Annotated in this window: 14 protein-coding genes; all 14 read left to right on the top strand. The window is 40.3% G+C overall.

Annotated features, from left to right (window positions below):
- Window positions 1-101: 101 nt before the first annotated feature.
- The 14 genes from CYJ36_RS04230 (at window position 102) to CYJ36_RS04300 (ending at window position 20440) form a co-directional block, all read left to right on the top strand.
- Window positions 102-2042 (top strand): stage V sporulation protein D, encoded by a 1941-nt coding sequence (locus CYJ36_RS04230; RefSeq protein WP_101565097.1) that lies wholly within the window; start codon window positions 102-104, stop codon window positions 2040-2042.
- 192 nt (window positions 2043-2234) lie between these two features.
- Entirely contained in the window at window positions 2235-3701 is a 1467-nt protein-coding gene (locus tag CYJ36_RS04235) for a UDP-N-acetylmuramoyl-L-alanyl-D-glutamate--2,6-diaminopimelate ligase (protein WP_101565668.1), read from the top strand.
- 491 nt (window positions 3702-4192) lie between these two features.
- The gene (mraY, locus tag CYJ36_RS04245) at window positions 4193-5167 is read left to right on the top strand and encodes a phospho-N-acetylmuramoyl-pentapeptide-transferase (RefSeq protein WP_101565101.1); all 975 of its coding nucleotides are present in this window, start codon (window positions 4193-4195) and stop codon (window positions 5165-5167) included.
- Window positions 5168-6517 (top strand): UDP-N-acetylmuramoyl-L-alanine--D-glutamate ligase, encoded by a 1350-nt coding sequence (gene murD / locus CYJ36_RS04250; RefSeq protein WP_101565103.1) that lies wholly within the window; start codon window positions 5168-5170, stop codon window positions 6515-6517. It begins immediately after the preceding gene.
- Between the two features lie 62 nt (window positions 6518-6579).
- Complete coding sequence (gene spoVE, locus CYJ36_RS04255) at window positions 6580-7680, top strand: stage V sporulation protein E (protein WP_101565104.1); 1101 nt, start codon at window positions 6580-6582, stop codon at window positions 7678-7680.
- A 79-nt stretch (window positions 7681-7759) separates the two neighbouring features.
- The gene (gene murG, locus CYJ36_RS04260; RefSeq protein WP_101565107.1) at window positions 7760-8845 is read left to right on the top strand and encodes an undecaprenyldiphospho-muramoylpentapeptide beta-N-acetylglucosaminyltransferase; all 1086 of its coding nucleotides are present in this window, start codon (window positions 7760-7762) and stop codon (window positions 8843-8845) included.
- A 170-nt stretch (window positions 8846-9015) separates the two neighbouring features.
- Entirely contained in the window at window positions 9016-9927 is a 912-nt protein-coding gene (gene murB / locus CYJ36_RS04265) for a UDP-N-acetylmuramate dehydrogenase (RefSeq protein ID WP_101565109.1), read from the top strand.
- 147 nt (window positions 9928-10074) lie between these two features.
- Window positions 10075-10914, top strand: coding sequence for a cell division protein FtsQ/DivIB (locus CYJ36_RS04270; protein WP_101565111.1), 840 nt, complete (start codon window positions 10075-10077; stop codon window positions 10912-10914).
- The gene (locus CYJ36_RS04275) at window positions 10904-11602 is read left to right on the top strand and encodes a DUF881 domain-containing protein (protein ID WP_101565670.1); all 699 of its coding nucleotides are present in this window, start codon (window positions 10904-10906) and stop codon (window positions 11600-11602) included. Before CYJ36_RS04270 ends, CYJ36_RS04275 begins: the two co-directional genes overlap by 11 nt.
- 11 nt (window positions 11603-11613) lie before the next feature.
- On the top strand, window positions 11614-12333 hold the full coding sequence (locus CYJ36_RS04280) for a DUF881 domain-containing protein (protein WP_374702770.1): 720 nt from the start codon (window positions 11614-11616) through the stop codon (window positions 12331-12333).
- Window positions 12333-12695: a small basic family protein gene (locus tag CYJ36_RS04285; RefSeq protein ID WP_101565113.1), complete on the top strand. Its 363-nt coding sequence runs from the start codon at window positions 12333-12335 to the stop codon at window positions 12693-12695. Before CYJ36_RS04280 ends, CYJ36_RS04285 begins: the two co-directional genes overlap by 1 nt.
- A gap of 219 nt (window positions 12696-12914) precedes the next feature.
- Window positions 12915-14198: a cell division protein FtsA gene (gene ftsA / locus CYJ36_RS04290; RefSeq protein WP_101565115.1), complete on the top strand. Its 1284-nt coding sequence runs from the start codon at window positions 12915-12917 to the stop codon at window positions 14196-14198.
- 44 nt (window positions 14199-14242) lie between these two features.
- Entirely contained in the window at window positions 14243-15394 is a 1152-nt protein-coding gene (ftsZ, locus tag CYJ36_RS04295) for a cell division protein FtsZ (RefSeq protein WP_101565119.1), read from the top strand.
- Between the two features lie 726 nt (window positions 15395-16120).
- Complete coding sequence (locus tag CYJ36_RS04300) at window positions 16121-20440, top strand: S8 family peptidase (RefSeq protein ID WP_101565121.1); 4320 nt, start codon at window positions 16121-16123, stop codon at window positions 20438-20440.
- Window positions 20441-20459 lie beyond the last annotated feature (19 nt).

The raw sequence follows: 20459 nt of genomic DNA on the forward strand, positions 1-20459 counted from the left end.
TTCGAGTATGGGATAAACGAGGTCTTGTTCCATAGCAAGTTCTACATCAACCTGTACAAGCATATATTTGAACGAGCCTAAACAAGGGGGTATTCAAATCTATGCGCGTTTCAAATGTTACAGTCAGAAAGCGTTTAGCTATGGTCTTGTTATTTGGATTTTTCATTTTTTTAATTATCGATATCCGCCTCGGATACGTTCAGTTTTTTATTGGGGACAAATTGACTGCCCTTGCAAAGGATTCTTGGAGCCGGAATATTCCTTTTGAACCTGAACGAGGAGAAATACTGGATCGCAATGGCGTGAAGCTCGCAACAAATATGAGCGCTCCGTCTATCCTTGTTGTGCCAAGACAAGTGGAAAACCCAGCAGAAACTGCCGAAAAACTGGCTGCTGTTTTAAATATGTCAAAGGAACGGGCATATGATTTAATTACGAAAAAAGAGTCAATTCAGCGCATCAATCCTGAAGGCAGAAAAGTCTCTCATGAAAAAGCAAAAGAGCTTCGGGCATTGGGCCTTAAAGGAGTATACATAGCAGAGGATTCTAAGCGGCATTATCCTTTTGGGAGCTATCTTTCGCATGTTCTTGGTTTTGCAGGCATCGATAATCAAGGATTGCTTGGACTTGAATCGTACTATGATAAACAGTTAAAGGGAACAAAAGGGTATGTAAAATTCTATTCTGACGCAAAAGGGAAAAGAATGCCTGAGGAAGCGGATGAATATACTGCGCCTGTTGATGGACTAAACATGAAATTGACAATTGACTCAAAAGTTCAAACAATAATTGAGCGTGAATTAGATAATGCACAAGCAGCTTATAATCCTGATGGAATGATTGCCATTGCGATGAATCCGAAAAATGGAGAAATTCTTGCGATGTCAAGCCGGCCAGACTTTGATCCGGGAAATTTTAAGGATGTCGATCCTCTTATTTACAATCGCAACCTTCCTGTATGGAGTTCGTATGAACCAGGATCAACCTTTAAGATTATTACACTCGCAGCAGCGCTTGAAGAGAAAAAAGTAGACTTGCAAAAAGAACACTTTCATGATGGGGGTTCTGTCGAAGTTGGCGGTGCAAGACTGAAATGCTGGAAGAGAGGCGGGCATGGCAGCCAGACATTTCTTGAAGTTGTTCAAAACTCATGCAACCCGGGTTTTGTTGAACTTGGCCAGAGACTTGGGACAGATACATTGTTCAAATATATTCATAACTTCGGATTTGGCCAGAAGACCGGAATTGATCTTCAGGGAGAAGGACGCGGCATTCTTTTTAATGTCGACAATGTCGGCCCTGTAGAACAGGCGACAACTGCATTTGGACAGGGGGTTTCTGTAACGCCTATTCAGCAGGTGGCAGCAGTTGCAGCTGCAGTTAACGGCGGAACTCTTTACACGCCGTTCATTGCAAAAGAGTGGATTGATCCAATTACAGGTGATGTGATCAGCAAAACAGCTCCAGAAGCAAAACGACGAGTGATTTCTGAAGAAACATCAAAGCAAATAAGATATGCCCTGGAAAGTGTAGTCGCTCAAGGTACCGGCCGTAATGCATTTGTTGATGGCTACCGTGTAGGAGGTAAAACAGGGACTGCCCAAAAGGTAAAAGACGGAGTCTATTTAAAAAATAACTATATTGTTTCCTTTATTGGTTTTGCACCAGCAGATGATCCTGAAATAGTTGTTTACGTAGCAGTCGATAACCCAAAAGGCACTGTTCAATTCGGGGGAACTGTAGCAGCTCCGATTGTAGGAAACATTATGGAGGATAGCTTGAGAGAGCTTGGTGTGAAGCCCAGAAAGGATCAAATTGAAAAAGAATATACATGGCTAGACACAAAACTTGTTAAAGTCCCGAATGTTTTAGGGCTTACTGCCTCGGAACTGAGACAGCAGCTTGTCAATATGAAGCTAGATATTTCAGGAACTGGAGATGTCGTTGTCCAGCAGTCTCCGGCAGCGGGAGTCAAAGTAAAAGAAGGCTCAACTCTTCGTCTTTATTTAGGTAAAAGCGATAAGAAAGATGAGAAAGAATAAACATCTGAGCTGGCATTCACTAATTAGTGATTGCCATGCTTTTATTTTATAAACGAAATGAAAAGCCGATATGGCTCTTTTAGCTAAGATACGATAAAATAAGAACTGTGCGTTTTCCTGAAAAATGGATTATTTTGTATTTATAAATTATGAAAAGCAACTTATCGTTTGTTTTGAGAGGATTTGGTAATGATGAAACTACAGACACTGCTGTCACAGCTGCAAAATATCAAACAAAACGTGAATGAAGATCCAGACATTCTCTCGATTGAAATGGATTCAAGAGAAGTGAAAGAAGGAAGTTTATTTATTTGCATCAGCGGGTACACAGTAGATGGCCATGATTACGCCGAACAGGCTGTCCGTCTTGGTGCTGCTGCTGTTATATCTGAAAAGCCGCTTTCGCTTTCTGTACCGGTTATTGTCGTGAAGAATTCAAAAAGAGCGATGTCCATGCTTGCTGATTCATTTTACGGTCAGCCGACTCAAAAGCTTCATTTAATTGGTGTGACTGGCACGAACGGCAAAACTTCAACAACTCATTTAATTGAAAAAATCCTTCAAAATGCGGGTAAGACCACTGGATTGATTGGAACTATGTACATAAAAATTGGAGAAGAACAATTTAATGTCAAAAACACAACTCCAGAAAGCCTGACACTTCAAAAAACCTTTAATGCTATGGTGGAAAAAGGAGTTAACAGTGCCATTATGGAGGTTTCTTCGCACGCGTTGCATATGGGGCGTGTGCATGGCTGTGATTATGATGTCGCAGTGTTTACAAATTTGACTCAGGATCACCTTGATTATCATCAAACAATGGACTCGTATCGTGCAGCAAAAGGACTATTGTTTGCACAGCTTGGAAATAAATTTGATCACAACAAGCCGAAGTATGCTGTATTAAATGGAGATGATCCTGCGTCAGCCGAATTTATGAATATGACGGCTGCACATGTTTTCACATATGGAATTGATAGTGAATGCGATATAATGGCGAAAAACATCTTGATGTCTTCAAGCGGGACAGAGTTTGATCTTGTAACTCCATTTGGTACCGAGAAAGTTAAAATGAAGCTGATCGGGAAATTCAGCATCTATAATGCCCTTGCTGCTGCAGCTGCAAGCCTCGCATCAGATGTTCCAACCTCTGTTATTGCAGCTACTCTTCAATCCATTGAAGGTGTGCGTGGCAGATTTGAGGTTGTAGACGGGGGACAGGATTTTTCTGTAATCGTTGATTATGCACACACACCGGATAGTCTTGAGAATGTCCTAACGACCGTAAAGCAATTTGTTAAAGGTAAGACATTCGTAGTTGTGGGCTGCGGCGGGGACCGTGACCGCACAAAACGAAAAGTGATGGCACAGATCGCCGTTAAATATGCGGATGAGCCGATATTTACATCAGATAATCCAAGAAGTGAGGATCCAATGGATATCTTAAATGAAATGGAAGACGGAGTGCGCGGCGAGTACTATCACTCTATTGTAAATAGAGAACAGGCCATTTATTTTGCAGTTGCCAACGCTAAAGCAGGCGATGTAATTTTAATTGCAGGAAAAGGTCATGAAACGTATCAGCAAATCGGTACGCAAACTTTTGACTTTGATGACCGCGAAGTTGCATTAAAAGCTATAAATGAACTTGTAAAATAAATCTTTTTTTTTAAAATTGTTGCTTTTCAATCGTATTAAGAGCGAGCGCGCATCGTGATTTTAAGGTGTATTTTATGATTACAAAAAAACACGAAACTATTGATTGCAGTGAATGAATCTTTTTACTAAGGTTCTTTCGTAAAGTTTGTTGCTTTTAGAAAAAAAGGTTAAAACCTTTAGTGGATGGCAGCGGAATGCACTTGACTCCTGCGGGAAATAGAGGGGGCTCCCATTCCTCCCCGCGGAAAGCAAGTGTCAGCAGCGGAAATCCTCAGGTAAAATTAATAACCAAAAACAACAATCAATGCGAAAACAGCCTTTACGAAAAAGCAAAAAATGCTAACACATCCAACAAACAATACAGCCAGAAATGAGACAAATATAAATATGCCATTATTAAGCACATGTAAACATAAAAAATTGCTTTTTTCATATGATGAATCCGTAAAAATAAATAAGTATCATTTGGCTGATTCAGGGAGGATCTAAACATGCTCGAACAAATTATATTATTTACCATTATTATGGGCTTTTTAATCAGTGTTCTGATTTCTCCCATTTTTATTCCTTTTTTAAGAAGACTTAAGTTCGGACAAAGCATTCGGGACGAAGGACCGAAATCACATCAGAAAAAATCCGGCACCCCGACGATGGGCGGAATTATGATTATCCTGTCTGTCATTGTGACAACGATTGTTATGAGCTATAAATTTGCAGAACCAAGTGTAGAAATGTATTTGCTTCTATTCGTTATGTTCGGATACGGTCTGCTTGGTTTTCTCGATGATTTCATAAAAGTTGTGATGAAGCGCAATCTTGGATTAACGTCTAAACAGAAATTGATCGGACAAATCATTATCGCTGTTATTTTCTATATTGTCTTTAAACAATATGGTTTTTCTTCAGAAATCCGAATTCCGGGCACCGAACTTTCCTTTGATTTAGGATGGGCTTACGTAATTTTGATCATATTTATGCTTGTTGGAGGATCGAATGCCGTTAACTTAACAGACGGACTCGACGGCTTACTCTCTGGTACTGCCGCAATAGCCTTTGGCGCATTTGCGGTGCTTGCATGGAATCAATCTCAATATGATGTTGCTATTTTTTCAGTTGCAGTTGCCGGTGCTGTACTCGGGTTTCTTGTTTTTAATGCCCATCCTGCAAAAGTGTTTATGGGTGATACGGGATCTCTTGCCCTTGGAGGAGCCATTGTCACAGTTGCAATCTTGACCAAACTCGAAATTCTGCTCGTGTTAATCGGAGGAGTATTCGTCATTGAAACTCTATCTGTCATTATCCAAGTCATCTCTTTCAAGACGACTGGCAAGCGGGTATTTAAAATGAGCCCTCTTCATCACCATTATGAATTGACAGGATGGTCTGAATGGCGGGTAGTAGTGACATTCTGGTCTGTAGGACTTGTGTTTGCCATTTTAGGAATCTATATTGAGGTGTGGTTATAATTGAAAAGCATACAAAACTTTCAAAATAAAAATGTTCTTGTTTTAGGACTTGCGAAAAGCGGTTTAGCTGCTGCTGAATTATTACATAAATTAGGTGCTCATGTGACGGTCAATGACATGAAGCCATTTGAGGAAAATGAATCTGCGCAGAAACTCCAGGCAGCAGGTCTTAAAGTCATTTGCGGAAGTCATCCGCTTGAGCTTCTTGATCATACGGAATATATTGTGAAAAACCCTGGCATTCCCTATTCTAATCCATTACTTGAAAAAGCATTGGAACAGAAAATCCCAATTGTAACGGAAGTTGAACTGGCCTATTTAATTTCCGAAGCAGATATAATCGGAATTACAGGTTCAAACGGAAAAACAACGACAACAACTCTCATACACGAAATGCTCATTGCTGATCAAAAGAAATCGATGATCGCCGGCAATATTGGAACTGTTGCATGTGAAGTTGCTGAAAAAGCTTCTGCTGAAAATGTCATCGTGACAGAGCTGTCTTCTTTTCAGCTTATGGGAACCATTGAGTTCAGGCCGAAGATTGCCCTGCTGCTTAATTTATTTGATGCGCATCTGGACTACCACGGTACGAGAGAAGAATACGCACTTGCTAAAGCAAAAATATACGAAAATCAGCAAGCGGATGATTATTCAGTCGTAAACTTTGACGATATGGATGTTCGCCGGGCAGCAGAAAAATCAAAAGGTCAAATTGTTTACTTTTCTGTATCAAAACCACTTGCTGATGGCGGTTATATACTCAATAATGCCCTTTGGTTTAATGACGAAGAAATCATCGAAATCAAAGACATTGTTTTGCCGGGCAAACATAACCTGGAAAATATCCTTGCTGCCATTTGCGTGGTGAAACTGTATGGCGGATCCAATGAAGCGATTAAAAAGGTCCTTACAACATTCAAGGGTGTAAAACATCGTTTGCAGTTTATCAAAACAATCGAAGGCGTCAAATATTATAACGATTCAAAAGCAACGAATATTTTAGCTACATCAAAAGCCCTGCAGGCATTTAATGTACCTACCATTCTGCTTGCCGGAGGATTGGACCGAGGAAACGAGTTTGATGAACTTATTCCTTATTTAGTGAATGTGAAAGCAATCATTACGTTCGGACAAACTGCACTAAAGCTTGAAAGAATAGCAAGTGAGGCAGGAATAGAAGTCATTAATCGTGTCGATAATGTGGAACAAGCGGCTAAAGCGGCGTTTGATCTCTCTCAAGATGGAGATGTTGTCCTCTTATCACCGGCATGTGCAAGCTGGGATCAGTATAAAACATTTGAACAAAGAGGAGACATGTTTGAGAACGCCGTGCATAAGCTAAAATAAGGGCTCGTACATGTATGGTCACTCGCTGAGCCCTAAATTCCACAATATTGGGGTGTTCGGCGTTGACGGCAAAAAGATCTGCACCAGACTTCATTCTAGTCATCCTTACCTTGCTGCTGCTGACGATTGGGCTGATTATGGTATACAGTGCAAGCGCGGTTTGGGCAACCTATAAATTTGATGATTCTTTTTTCTTTGCAAAAAGGCAGCTTCTTTTTGCGGGAGTCGGTGTCATTGCCATGTTCTTTCTGATGAATGTTGATTACTGGACTTGGCGGACGTGGGCGAAAATGCTGATTATTGTTTGTTTTGTTCTGCTGCTTGCTGTTTTGGTTCCAGGAATCGGCATGGAGCGAAATGGATCTAGAAGCTGGATTGGAGTAGGCGCATTTTCGATTCAGCCTTCCGAGTTTATGAAGCTTGCGATGATTGCCTTTTTAGCTAAGTTTCTCTCTGAAAATCAAAAGAAAATAACGTCATTTAAAAAAGGGCTATTTCCATCGCTTGGATTTGTTTTTATGGCTTTTGCACTGATTATGCTTCAGCCTGATTTAGGGACAGGAACGGTTATGGTTGGAACTTGTATAGTCATGATATTTGTTGCAGGTGCGAGAGTTGGTCATTTTGCTTTCCTTGGTTTACTTGGTGTTGCTGGTTTTGTAGGGCTAGTTTTGTCAGCTCCCTATAGAATTAAACGAATTACATCTTTTTTAAATCCTTGGGAAGATCCACTCGGAAGCGGGTTTCAGATCATTCAGTCCCTTTATGCAATTGGACCTGGAGGTTTATTCGGTCTTGGTCTTGGACAAAGCAGGCAAAAATTCTTTTACCTTCCTGAGCCTCAAACAGACTTTATTTTTGCTATACTGGCAGAAGAACTTGGCTTTATTGGCGGCTCATTAATCATTTTGCTGTTCGGATTATTATTATGGCGCGGTGTGAGAATCGCTCTAGGTGCGCCAGATTTATACGGTTCATTTCTTGCGATAGGCATCATAACAATGGTTGCAATACAAGTCATGATCAATATCGGTGTTGTAACAGGATTGATGCCTGTTACGGGCATCACGCTGCCATTTTTAAGTTATGGGGGGTCTTCCTTGACTTTGATGCTGATGGCAGTCGGTGTTTTATTGAATATCAGCAGATATGCGAGGTATTAATTGCCCTCGCAGGATAGATGAACGGGACCCTGTTGAAAAACAGGGTTTATCACTTTTTGAATACGTTTGGGGGATACATATGAAAATCATGGTAAGCGGAGGCGGAACAGGAGGACACATCTATCCTGCATTAGCCTTAATAAATGAAATCAAAAAAAATCGGCATGACGCTGAATTTTTATATATAGGCACAGAAAATGGGCTTGAGTCAAAGATAGTGCCAGCAGCAGACATCCCATTTCGCTCAATCGAGATTTCGGGTTTTAAAAGAAAGATCTCACTTGATAATGTAAAAACGATTATGCGCTTTATTAAAGGTGTCAGTGACAGTAAATCATACATTAAGGAATTTAAGCCTGACGTTGTAATAGGCACGGGGGGATATGTATGCGGACCTGTAGTGTATGCAGCTTCTAAACTGCAAATCCCTACGATCATACACGAACAAAATAGTCTGCCTGGCATCACAAACAAATTCCTTGCCCGATATGTTGATAAGGTTGCGATATGCTTTGATGAAGCAAAAGCTCACTTTCCTGCTCATAAAACAGTATTGACTGGAAATCCGCGTGCTTCAGAAGTTGTTACAGAGGATTTGAAAAAATACAATGATCCTGCTCTTGTCCCTGGCAAAAAAACGGTGCTGATCATGGGTGGCAGCAGAGGGGCAAAACCAATTAATGACGCGGTGATTGATATGATGGACGAGATAAAAGAGAAAGATTATCAAATTATTTATGTCACTGGGGAAGTTCATTATGAAAATGTAATGAAACAAGTAAAGATTCTTCCGAAAAATGTTGTCATTAAACCATTTATTCATAATATGCCTGAAGTTCTGAATGGGATTGACTTAATTGTAGCCAGGTCAGGTGCAACAACTCTTGCAGAAGTAACGGCACTGGGATTACCAAGTATTTTAATTCCAAGTCCTTATGTGACGGCAAATCATCAAGAAAAAAATGCCAGAGCTTTGAGTGATCACGATGCAGCGACATTAGTACTAGAAAAAGATCTTTCAAGTAAAGCGTTAATCAAAGAAATGGATGCCATTTTGCTTGATCAGGAGAACCTGCTGAAAATGAAAGCAGCTTCCAAACAGCTGGGCATACCTGACGCTTCAATGAAACTATTTAAAGAACTAGAGGCACTGGCTAATAGATAAGGATTGCTGCTTACTAAGAGCAGGCATAGAATATATATAGACTAGGAGACATAGGAGTTGTGTTCATAGAAAATAAGGGCAGGAAAGAAGTTGTGCCTATCGGACTAAGATTCCTATAACCTTCTTCAATTAGCATCAGGAAAGAATCGTTCATTTTTAAGGAGGCTGTCATGGAAAAAATTTTGATGGAATTACAAAAAGCGAATGTAGGAAAAGTGATTCATAATGAACCTTTAGCAAAGCATACTACGATAAAAATTGGCGGACCTGCTGAGATTTTCGTTGAGCCTAATAGTATTGAAGATTTGAAAAAAACAATGGCCATCGTAACAAAAAGCGGTGCAGCCTGGAGAGCGATTGGGCGCGGATCAAACCTGCTTGTAGGAGACTCAGGGATAAAAGGCGTTGTCATTAAGCTTGGAAAAGGGCTTGACCATTTAGAAGTGGATGGTGACATTATTACAGCCGGCGGTGGATATTCTCTCATAAAATTGACAACTGTCATTAGTAAACAAGGTTTATCCGGCCTGCAATTTGCCGGCGGAATACCTGGCTCTGTCGGGGGAGCAGTTTATATGAATGCAGGTGCACATGGATCAGATATGTCAAAAATATTGATCAAAGCCCATATCTTATTTGAAGACGGAACATTAGAATGGCTTTCTGCAGAGGAACTCGACTTTTCTTACCGAACATCACTTCTTCAAAAGAAACGGCCAGGAATATGTCTTGAAGCGGTTTTAAAGCTTGAAAAAGGCAATAGGGAAGAAATCGTAGCAGAACTGCAAAAAAATAAAGATTACCGGAGAGAAACACAGCCTTGGGACCATCCTAACTGCGGAAGTGTATTCAGAAATCCGCTGCCCCATTATGCAGGACAGCTTGTTCAGGAATCAGGTTTAAAAGGATATCAGATTGGCGGGGCGAAAATTTCTGAACTGCATGGCAATTTTATTGTGAATACTGGAAATGCTACGGCAAAAGATGTGCTGGATCTCATTGATTATGTGAAAAAAACAATCTATGAAAAACATTCTGTAAAAATGGAAACAGAAGTTGAAATTGTAGGGCAAAATGAATAGAGAAAGCTTATCTTTTTTTCCTTTTATTGTGGTATAATATCTTTAAGAAATCTGCAATTGCTAAACGGCATACAATATGCCGTTTGTTTCTCTTTTAAAGATGATTTTACGCCCCGGAAAGTGATTCGGGATGAGGGGTGACTATAGGTGGAAAAAGGAAAAGTCGTATCGCTTGAAGACCGGGTTCCTAAACTGAAGGAACATCGAAAACAAAAATCAAACCGCCGTTTAATTTCTTTTTTATCCGTTTTTTTCCTCCTCATACTATTGGTGATTTACTTCCAATCTCCGCTTAGTAAAGTATCTTCCATTGATGTTGCAGGAAATGAGACAGTATCGAAAGAAGAAATTATTAAAATGAGTGGAATTACAGAAAGATCGGGATTTTGGAGCATTGATGAAAAAGAAGTGAATGACGCTCTTTCTGATTTAGATCAGATACAGAATATTAAATTGGACAAGCAATTGCCTAATAAAGTAACAATTGTTGTTGAGGAATATCAAAAGGTCGCTTATATTGTTAAAGATGATCAATACTCCCCCATTTTGGAAAACGGGAGAACACTTGACCCATTAAGCGGGACATTTCCTGACGATGCCCCCTTATTAATTGACTGGGAAAAGGCTGAAGAAATTGAAGAAATGGCCCTGGAACTTATGAGCCTTCCTAAAAGTGTGAGAAATGCGATTTCTGAAATCTATCATACACCTGAGAAAACCGATCCTTGGCATGTTACCCTGTTTATGAATGATGGATATGAGGTCAGAGCCACCGTCCGCAGTTTTTCAAAGAAAATGATGGATTATCCTGCGATAGTCAGCCAGCTGGAGCCGAATTCTAAAGGTATTATCCATATGGAAGTCGGAACATATTTCGAATCATTTGATAAAAAATCTGAAAAAGCTGAACCTGCAGAAGGGGAGGAAGCAATAGAAGAAACTGAGCCGGAGGAGACAGAACAAAATGAAAATGAAAATGAGGGGTAGGTATGTCGTTCTCTCTTTAATCATGCTTGTTCTTGGTTTTCTAGTTTCTTTTTCGTACCAGCTCACAAAAGAACAGCGTCCAAATAATGGAATATCTTCTGCGCAATGGAGCAAAGAATTTAAGGCAAGGGAGATGCTTATCCAACAGGAGGAACGCAATAAAGAGCTTCAGAAGGAATTATTTGACAACCAGGAAAGAGTAAGAAAAATTGAAGAAAATCTGAAAGATGAAAAACAGATTTATTTTAATCTTGTTGAAGATGTTGAAAAATACAGGATGTATGTCGGAGAGCTTGGCGTTTCAGGTGAGGGGATTGAAGTCACACTTGAAGATTCCTCCTACATTCCCGAAGGTGAAAATGTAAATAATTATATTGTTCACGAAGGTCATATTTTCAAGGTAATTAACGAGCTATTAATTTCAGGGGCAAGTGCAATCGCAATCAATGGACAAAGATTATCTCATGATTCGTATATATATTGTAATGGTCCAGTTGTTACTGTTGATGGCAATCAATTTCCTGCTCCCTTTGTCATAACGGCCATTGGAGAGCCTGCTGTTTTAGATCAGGCTTTAAATATCGCTGGCGGTGTAGTTGAGCAGATAGCATATGACAATATAGTGATTACCCTTGAGAAGAAAAATGAAATAAAAATGAATCCATTATTGCAAGAAAAGAAATCTTGAGGGTGGTTGCCTTGAAGAATAATCTTAAGGGTTTAAGTTTCTCAGTGTTAACAATGATATTCGGTTTAATGCTTGCCATCCAGTTTCAATCAATCAAGGAACCTGCTGTAAGAGACACACGTGACATGTGGCAGTTAAGGGAAGCCCTTAAGCAGGAGCAAGAAATACAAACAAATCTCCTGCTTGAGATTCGGAAATACGAAGAACTCATTGATACATATGAGAATGATGAAAGTCAGAGTGCTGAAAAAACATTGAAGGAAACACTTGAAGAGCTGAAAAAGGAAGCCGGAATAACAAAAGTAACCGGATCAGGCATAACCATTACAATTGAACCTTTGTTTGATGAAGAGGTTGCACAGACAGAGGTGGAAAACATTGCTCCTGATTTGCTGAAGCGGCTGTTGAATGAACTGAATTCGTACGGTGCAGAACATATCGCGATCTCTGACAGACGCGTTGTAAATACTACAGTCATACGAGATATTAATGGGCAAACCAAAATGGATGGCTATAGCTTGAATTCATATCCGCTTGAAATTAAAGTAATTTCACAGGATGCAGAAAAACTTTTTAACCGTTTGAATGGTTCCACAACAATGGACAACTTTGCAATTGATAATTTGCGGCTTTCCATTTCAGAGCCGAAAGACCGGATAGTTATTCCGCCTTATGACGATGCAATTCGCATTAAAAAAATGAAGCCGGTAGAAGAAGGAGGAAATTTATAATGTGGCTTCCCATCTTAGGATTAATTCTTGGTATTTCATTGGGTTTGCTCACTGACTTCCGTATTCCCGGTGAATATTCCAATTATCTCTCAATTGCCATACTTGCTGCCCTAGATACTTTGCTTGGAGGAATTCGTGCTCATCTGCAAAATATGTATGATGAGATGGTTTTTGTATCTGGATTTTTTTTCAACATCATTTTAGCTGCAAGTTTAGCTTTTCTAGGCGTGCATCTTGGTGTAGACTTGTATTTGGTAGCAATTTTTGCTTTTGGAGTAAGGCTTTTTCAAAATATTGCTGTCATAAGAAGAATAATAATTTCCAATTGGACTCAAACGCGGCAAAAACTAAAAAAAAGTTAATTTTTTAAGAGGGAAACTGAAGGATTTGACGAATACTCAAGTTAGTATTTATTTATTGAGAAAAGTCATTAAATGAGGCTGGAAGATAAAATGTGACAGTAAGAAGTCAAATATAACAGTATTTTTCACCTTTGTTACAAATATGTAAAACTAGATTCATTGTATTGTTGTTCCTCTAATAATAGAATGGAAATGATAGAGATAAGGAGGTGCCATAGAATGAACAACAATGAAATCTTTGTAAGTTTAGACATCGGTACATCCAGTGTTAAAGTTATTATCGGTGAAATGGCAGAAGATAACTTAAACATTATAGGTGTAGGCAATGTAAAATCCGAAGGGTTGAGAAAAGGGTCAATCGTTGATATTGACGAGACCGTTCATTCTATTAAAAAAGCGGTAGAACAGGCAGAAAGAATGGTTGGCATACCGCTTAAGAGAGTCGTAGTAGGAGTGACTGGCAATCACGTTCAATTACAGGATTGTCACGGAGTTGTAGCTGTATCCAGTGACAATCGTGAAATAGCCAATGAGGACATACGCAGAGTGATTGAAGCTGCTCAAGTGATGTCCATACCTCCAGAACGAGAAATAATAGACGTTATTCCTCAGCAATTTATTGTAGATGGTCTGGATGAAATCAGTGATCCGCGCGGAATGATTGGAGTACGCCTTGAAATGGAAGGCACTATCATTACTGGATCTAGAACGATATTACATAACCTGCTGCGCTGTGTAGAGAAAGCAGGACTGGAAATTACTGATATTTGCCTGCAGCCGCTTGCTTCAGGAGCTGTAGCTTTATCAAAAGATGAGAAAAACCTTGGGGTGGCACTAGTTGATATTGGCGGAGGCTCAACCACGATAGCCGTGTTTGAACATGGTCATCTGCAAACGACAAGTGTTCTGCCTATCGGAGGAGAAAATATCACGAAAGACCTCTCAATCGGTCTTCGCACAACAACTGATGAAGCAGAACGTGTTAAAGTAAAACATGGACATGCTTTCTATGATTATGCTTCAGAAGACGAAGTGTTTGAAGCAGCTATTATCGGCACAGATCAAAAACAGCAATTCAATCAGTTGGAAATATCTGATATTATAGAAGCTAGACTTGAAGAAATGTTTGAATTGGTTCAGCATGAGATTAAGAGACTCGGTGTTAGAGACTTGCCTGGCGGATTTGTCTTGACTGGCGGAACAGTCAGTATGCCGGGCGTGCTGGAAATTTCTCAAGCTGTTCTCCAAAATAATGTTCGTATTGCAAGCCCAGATTATATTGGAGTGAGAGAACCTCAATATATGACAGGAGTAGGATTGATTCAATTTGCCTATAAAAATGCGAAAATTCAAGGCAGAAGCATCAGTTCGAATGTTGTTCCTGAAAAAGTTGAGGCTTCATCGCATAGAGAGCCTCAGCAGCAGCAGCGTTCGAAACCTAAAGAAAAAGAAGAGAAAAAAGAAAGCAAAGTAAAAAAATTCTTTGGTTACTTCTTTGAATAACATGCATCAAGAGGAAGTCATTCGATGGATTAGGAGGATTTTGTATGTTGGAGTTTGAAAGCAATATTGATGGAATGGCAACAATTAAAGTTATCGGGGTTGGCGGCGGAGGAAACAATGCTGTTAACCGTATGATAGAACACGGGGTTCAGGGAGTAGACTTCATCGCTGTTAATACAGATGCACAAGCTTTGAATCTATCAAAAGCTGAAACAAGAATGCAAATTGGTTCAAAACTGACTAGAGGCCTTGGTGCAGGTGCTAATCCAGAAGTAGGCAAAAAAGCAGCTGAAGAAAGCAAAGAGCAGATTGAAGAAGCTTTAAGAGGAGCAGATATGGTCTTCGTAACAGCAGGAATGGGCGGAGGAACTGGTACAGGTGCGGCTCCTGTCATTGCTCAGATTGCTAAAGATCTTGGTGCTTTGACTGTAGGGGTTGTTACACGGCCATTTACATTTGAAGGCCGCAAACGTGCCATGCAGGCAGCCGGCGGTATTTCTTCAATGAAGGAATCAGTCGATACATTGATTGTCATTCCGAATGACCGTTTACTTGAGATTGTTGATAAAAATACGCCAATGCTTGAAGCGTTCCGTGAAGCAGATAACGTATTGCGCCAAGGTGTACAAGGCATATCTGACTTAATCGCAGTGCCTGGACTCATTAACCTTGACTTCGCAGATGTTAAAACAATCATGTCTAACAAAGGATCTTCATTAATGGGAATTGGAGTCGCAACTGGCGAAAGCCGTGCTGCAGAGGCTGCCAAGAAAGCCATTTCAAGTCCTTTGCTTGAAACATCAATCGACGGTGCTCAAGGTGTTCTTATGAACATCACCGGCGGATCAAATTTAAGCTTGTATGAAGTGCAAGAAGCAGCTGACATTGTGGCAACCGCATCTGATCAAGATGTAAACATGATTTTCGGTTCTGTCATCAATGAAAACTTAAAAGATGAAATTGTAGTTACGGTTATTGCTACTGGTTTTAATGAAGTAGAAATTAATCACAGCAAACCAACAAGACCTTCGTTTGGAAATACATCTGCGAAACCTACGCCAAAACCACGCGATGTTCGTGAGATGAAGCGTGAGCGTGAAGAACCTGCGCAAGAGATGACAAACCGCTCGATGCAGCAAGGCGAAGAAACGCTTGACATACCAACATTTTTAAGAAACCGCAATAAACGTCGTTAAAATGTATAAGAGACATGGCAATCGCTGCCATGTCTCTTTTTTTATTATCCTGCATTAACGGGCAGTACACCCCTCATGAAGACAAAGAGAAATCGAATCGAAAGGTGTGGGGGACAAATCGTCCAAAAAGCCCGTCAGAACACAGACTAAGGGCGCAATTTCCTTTGGCAACAGTATGTTTGATCCACATCAGGGGGCCGCACTAACACGCAGTGGAAAACCCTAACTGAGTAAAGTATGACCTTATATCCATTGAACTAATGGGTCCTGCAAAAGACTCTCTCCCATAATCCTCGTAAAAGTACAAAGTCCATTTCAACTTCCAAATTATGGTTCTTTCGATCGATTACTGATTTATTAAAAAATAACAATATAGGAATAAAAAGGAAATACTATTCATTTTTTTGCTTTTTCCACATTTATTCTCCTTTAATAGTAAATTTCCCCTATTCCTATTAAATCTATCTAGATCCCCGCATGCCATATGATTATCACATTTTTCCACTCCTGCCCATTTCGTAACAGACATTCTTTTGAACTATAACAACGGCAAAAAGTCTCCTACCATTTCATTATTTTCTGAATGAATAGAAAAATTTAACAAATAATGACAAAATTTTCAAACAATTTTCTTTACATTATTGATAACATCCCAGACAAGTCAAAGAGAGAGAAGGAAGGGGGACGGATGAATTTCCATTTAAAATTTAAGGGGGAATTAAAAGAATGAAGAAGAAACATGTTAGACTGTTTAGTATTTTGTCAATTTTTATCTTGTTGCTTACAATGCTCGCACCAACAATCACAACAGCCAGTACAAAATCAGGAATCAGCACCTCTGTTCAAGACCAAAAAAACATACAGGCTGAGAAAGTTTCAAAAAAACTGACTCAGGCATTTAAAAAAGATGAAAAGGTAACGTTTCTCATTAAATTAAAAGATCAAGTCGATACAGGCAAAGTTGCTGAACATGCTATAAAAAAAGCAGGAAAAGAAACGGTAACTCAAGCAAAATATGAGAAACGATCAGCTGTTGTATCGTCACTTAGAGCAAAAGCGATTGAAACACAGCAAAATCTTAAAACATACTTAACAAAACAAGAAAAAGAAGGTAAAGCAAAAGATATTAAATCATTTTACATTGTTAATGGGATGGCTGTTACAGCGACAAAAGAAGTAATGGAGAAAATTGCTTCATTCCCAGAGGTTGAAAAAGTGCTTCCAAATGAAATGAGGGAACTTCATTCTTCTGCAGAGGAGAAACAGACTGTTAAAAAAGCTGAAGAGCCCAAAGCATCCCCAGCAAGCACTGAATGGAACTTAGATCAAATTGGTGCCCCTGCAGCATGGGAAATGGGTATTGACGGCAGCGGAACTGTTGTTGCTTCCATTGATACAGGTGTACAGTGGGATCACCCAGCATTAAAAGAAAAATATCGAGGCTATAACCCAGCAGCACCTAACACGCCAGATCATGAATTTAACTGGTTTGATGCAACGGCTGATCAATCAGCGCCATATGATGATATTGGACATGGAACGCATGTTACAGGAACAATGGTCGGTTCAGAACCAAATGGAAGCAATCAAATAGGAGTCGCTCCTGGTTCAAAATGGATTGCTGTTAAAGCATTTACTGAAGATGGCGGTTCAGATGTAGATCTTCTGTCAGCTGGAGAGTGGATTTTAGCTCCTAAAGATGCAGAAGGAAATCCTCATCCTGAAATGGCACCAGACGTGGTGAACAATTCTTGGGGCGGAGGAGCAGGACTAGATGAATGGTACCGTCCAATGGTACAAGCTTGGCGTGCAGCAGATATCTTCCCTGAGTTTTCAGCAGGTAATACAACACTTTTCAATCCAGGTGGACCTGGATCCATTGCAAACCCTGCTAACTATCCGGAATCCTTTGCAACAGGAGCAACAGATATCAATAATCAATTAGGTACTTTTTCTCTTCAGGGTCCATCTCCTTATGAAGAAACAAAGCCTGAAATTTCAGCACCTGGAGTAAATATTCGATCTTCCGTTCCTGGCAGTGCTTATGAGGGCGGATGGAATGGAACATCGATGGCAGGACCTCATGTATCGGCAGTTGCTGCTTTGTTAAGACAAGTTGATTCTTCCATAACTGTAGATGAAATTGAAGAAGTTCTTTTATCTACCGCAACACCATTAACAGATTCAACTTTTTCAAATTCTCCAAACAATGGGTATGGACATGGATTAGTTAATGCATTTGATGCCGTGTCATCCCTTATTACAGGTCTTGGTAAAGTGAAAGGTCAGGTAGCAAAAGAGGGAGAAGATACGGAGGCACCTGTTTTTCAGCATGAAGCTCCAAGTGAAACATTTGCAGGAATGAATCTCCCGCTAACGATTGCTGTACAGGATAATGTGAGTGTAACGAGCGTAGCTCTTCATTATCAAGATAACAGCGGACAATGGCAAATCGCAGATGCGCAAAGAATGTCTGGAGATCACTTAGATGGGGTGTACGAAGCAATCATCCCGGGGGATGCGATCACAGAAGGTGCAGTGGTATACAAATGGAAGATAATAGATTATGGAGCAAACGAAGTTGTTTCAGAGGAATATGAAGTAGCTGTTCAGCCAGGCATAACGACTGGGTACGAACAAGACTTCGAATCAGGTGCGGTCGGCTGGACATCATTCGGGGTCAAGAATAGCTGGGAACTTGGTGTTCCTGCATCAGGACCTGGAAATGCCGCATCAGGTGAAAATGTTTATGCTACCAATTTAGATGGGGATTATGAAAACAGTGCGAATATGAACTTGCTCATGCCCCCAATTGATCTGCCTGAAGAGGGACCGGCATTTTTGCAATTCAAACAGTGGCATGAACTTGAAACAAGATATGATTATGGTCATGTTTTCGTATCAACTGATCAGGAGAACTGGACTCAGGCACTGCGTGTTAATGGCGTGACAACAGGCTGGATAGATGGACAAGTTGATTTGTCTGCATACGCAGGTCAAAGAATTTATATTCAGTTTAATGTAACAACTGACGGAAGCGTAGTAAAAGACGGATGGTATATAGATGATGTGAAATTAACGAATACTGCCCTTGAAACACCAAGTAAAGCAAGCCTTGGAATAGATAAACAACCAGCAAATGATTCAAAAGCAGGCACAGCTAAGAAAGAAAAAGTGTATCCTGAAAAAATAACTCCTGCTCCATATACAGTTAAGAAGAACAGCAATAATGATCAGGCAACACCTGCAGCACTTCCCCTGCGTGCACAAGTAAGTGTTCTTGAAACAGGCCGTTCAACTTACTCAAGCCTGCAAGATGGCAGCTATGAACTTATTCATGGAGCAGGTTCATATACGCTGCAGGCAGAAGCATATGGATATCAATCTGAAACACAGGCTGTAACAATTGAAAATGACATCGTTACCGAAGCAAACTTCATTTTAGAGGAGCTTCCTCAAGGGACAGTCAGCGGTGTTATTACGAATGAGGTAACTGGCGAACCGGTTTCTAATGCGACTTTGCTTTTAGTTGAGGATGCAGCCATTACCCCAGTCCAAACAAATGACCAGGGAGAATATACAATTGTCGCGTATGAGGGTGAATATACCTTAAAAGCGATGGCACCTTCTTATTATGGAGCAGAGATGCAAATAACGATTGATGCAGATCAAACAACAATCCAAAACTTCACGTTAAAACCATTCATTGGCTATCCTGGTGAAATTGGATATGATGACGGGACAGCTGAAAATGCTCGTGCATTCTATGATGCCGGAAATGGCTGGGCCGTTAAAATGTCTCTTGCTGAGGGGAATGAACGTGCAATGGTTACTGGCGGATTATTCCGATTTTGGGATACAGAATGGCCAGTGCCAGGAGGAACTGATTTCCAAGTTGCCATTTATGACGCCTCAGGCACAGATGGCGCACCTGGCAAAAAACTTGCAGGTCCAATAAATGCCACCGCACTCCGCAATGGGGAATGGACAATGGTAGACTTGCTTGATCAAGGTGTTGTGGTAGATGGAGACTTTTATATGGTTTATATTCAAAGCCAGCCAAACCCTAATGCTCCTGGACTTGGTACAGATGAGGATGGGGAAAATGCGGGACGCAGCTATCAGCTTGTTGGGGGCGCATGGTCACCTGCACCAGCTGAAGAAGGAAACTATATGATTCGTGCTGTAGTGAATTATGAGGTGACGGCTCCAGAAATCACGTCGCCAAAAGATGGTACTTTTACGAATCAGGAAAAAACAATCGTTGAAGGAAAAGCAGCTCCATCCACAACAGTTCATGTATATAATGAAGACGCAGAAGCAGCAACCGTACAAGCAGCTGAAAATGGCACATTCTCTGCAGAAGTGACACTGCATGAAGGAGAAAATGTGTTAACCGCTAAATCAAGCACAGAAGCTGGGATGACAGATCCATCAAATGCGGTAAAGGTTATTCTAGATAAAACAAAGCCGGGTTTAACGATCGAAAACCCGAAAAACGGTGATAAGTTTAATACTGAAGCATTAACTGTGAGCGGTACTGCGACAGATGCGAATCTTGATTGGGTGAAGGTCAATGGACAAAATGCACCTGTTCAAGACGGCAAGTTCACTAAACGCATCCTTTTAGAAAATGGAGAGAATATGATTACTGTGCTTGCTAATGACAAAGCAGGAAATCGTTTGAAGAAAACAGTTAGAGTTTATGTTAAATATAACGCACCAGTTATCGAAAACCTTCAGCCTGCACAAGACAAATATATTAAATCTGGCGAGAGCGTGAAGATTGAATTTAATAGCGAGGAAGATCTTGATGCTACCTTTGTGATTCATATGCCTTTAACGAATGCAAGTGTTCAAAATGCAACTGAGCTTCCGCTGAGAGAAACATCTCCGGGTCACTATGAAGGTTATTACACAGCAACATCTAACATGAAGGCAGACGGCGCTCGCATTGAAGTTATTGCAAGAGATGACTTCGGAAACGAAACTAGAGCTGTTGCGGATGGGAAATTATTTATCAACGGCAAAAAACCGACAAAATAAAAATATTAATAAAAACCTC

The sequence above is a fragment of the Bacillus sp. UMB0893 genome, from assembly GCF_002858905.1.
Classification (GTDB): Bacteria; Bacillota; Bacilli; order Bacillales; family Bacillaceae; genus Bacillus_P.

What these genes read in the sequence shown, in the direction of transcription:
- mraY (WP_101565101.1), top strand. Translation starts at nt 4,193, where the DNA reads ATGCTCGAACAAATTATATTATTTACCATTATTATGGGCTTTTTAATC.
- ftsZ (WP_101565119.1), top strand. Translation starts at nt 14,243, where the DNA reads ATGTTGGAGTTTGAAAGCAATATTGATGGAATGGCAACAATTAAAGTT.
- CYJ36_RS04230 (WP_101565097.1), top strand. Translation starts at nt 102, where the DNA reads ATGCGCGTTTCAAATGTTACAGTCAGAAAGCGTTTAGCTATGGTCTTG.
- CYJ36_RS04235 (WP_101565668.1), top strand. Translation starts at nt 2,235, where the DNA reads ATGAAACTACAGACACTGCTGTCACAGCTGCAAAATATCAAACAAAAC.
- ftsA (WP_101565115.1), top strand. Translation starts at nt 12,915, where the DNA reads ATGAACAACAATGAAATCTTTGTAAGTTTAGACATCGGTACATCCAGT.
- CYJ36_RS04300 (WP_101565121.1), top strand. Translation starts at nt 16,121, where the DNA reads ATGAAGAAGAAACATGTTAGACTGTTTAGTATTTTGTCAATTTTTATC.
- CYJ36_RS04285 (WP_101565113.1), top strand. Translation starts at nt 12,333, where the DNA reads ATGTGGCTTCCCATCTTAGGATTAATTCTTGGTATTTCATTGGGTTTG.
- CYJ36_RS04275 (WP_101565670.1), top strand. Translation starts at nt 10,904, where the DNA reads ATGAGGGGTAGGTATGTCGTTCTCTCTTTAATCATGCTTGTTCTTGGT.
- murG (WP_101565107.1), top strand. Translation starts at nt 7,760, where the DNA reads ATGAAAATCATGGTAAGCGGAGGCGGAACAGGAGGACACATCTATCCT.
- murB (WP_101565109.1), top strand. Translation starts at nt 9,016, where the DNA reads ATGGAAAAAATTTTGATGGAATTACAAAAAGCGAATGTAGGAAAAGTG.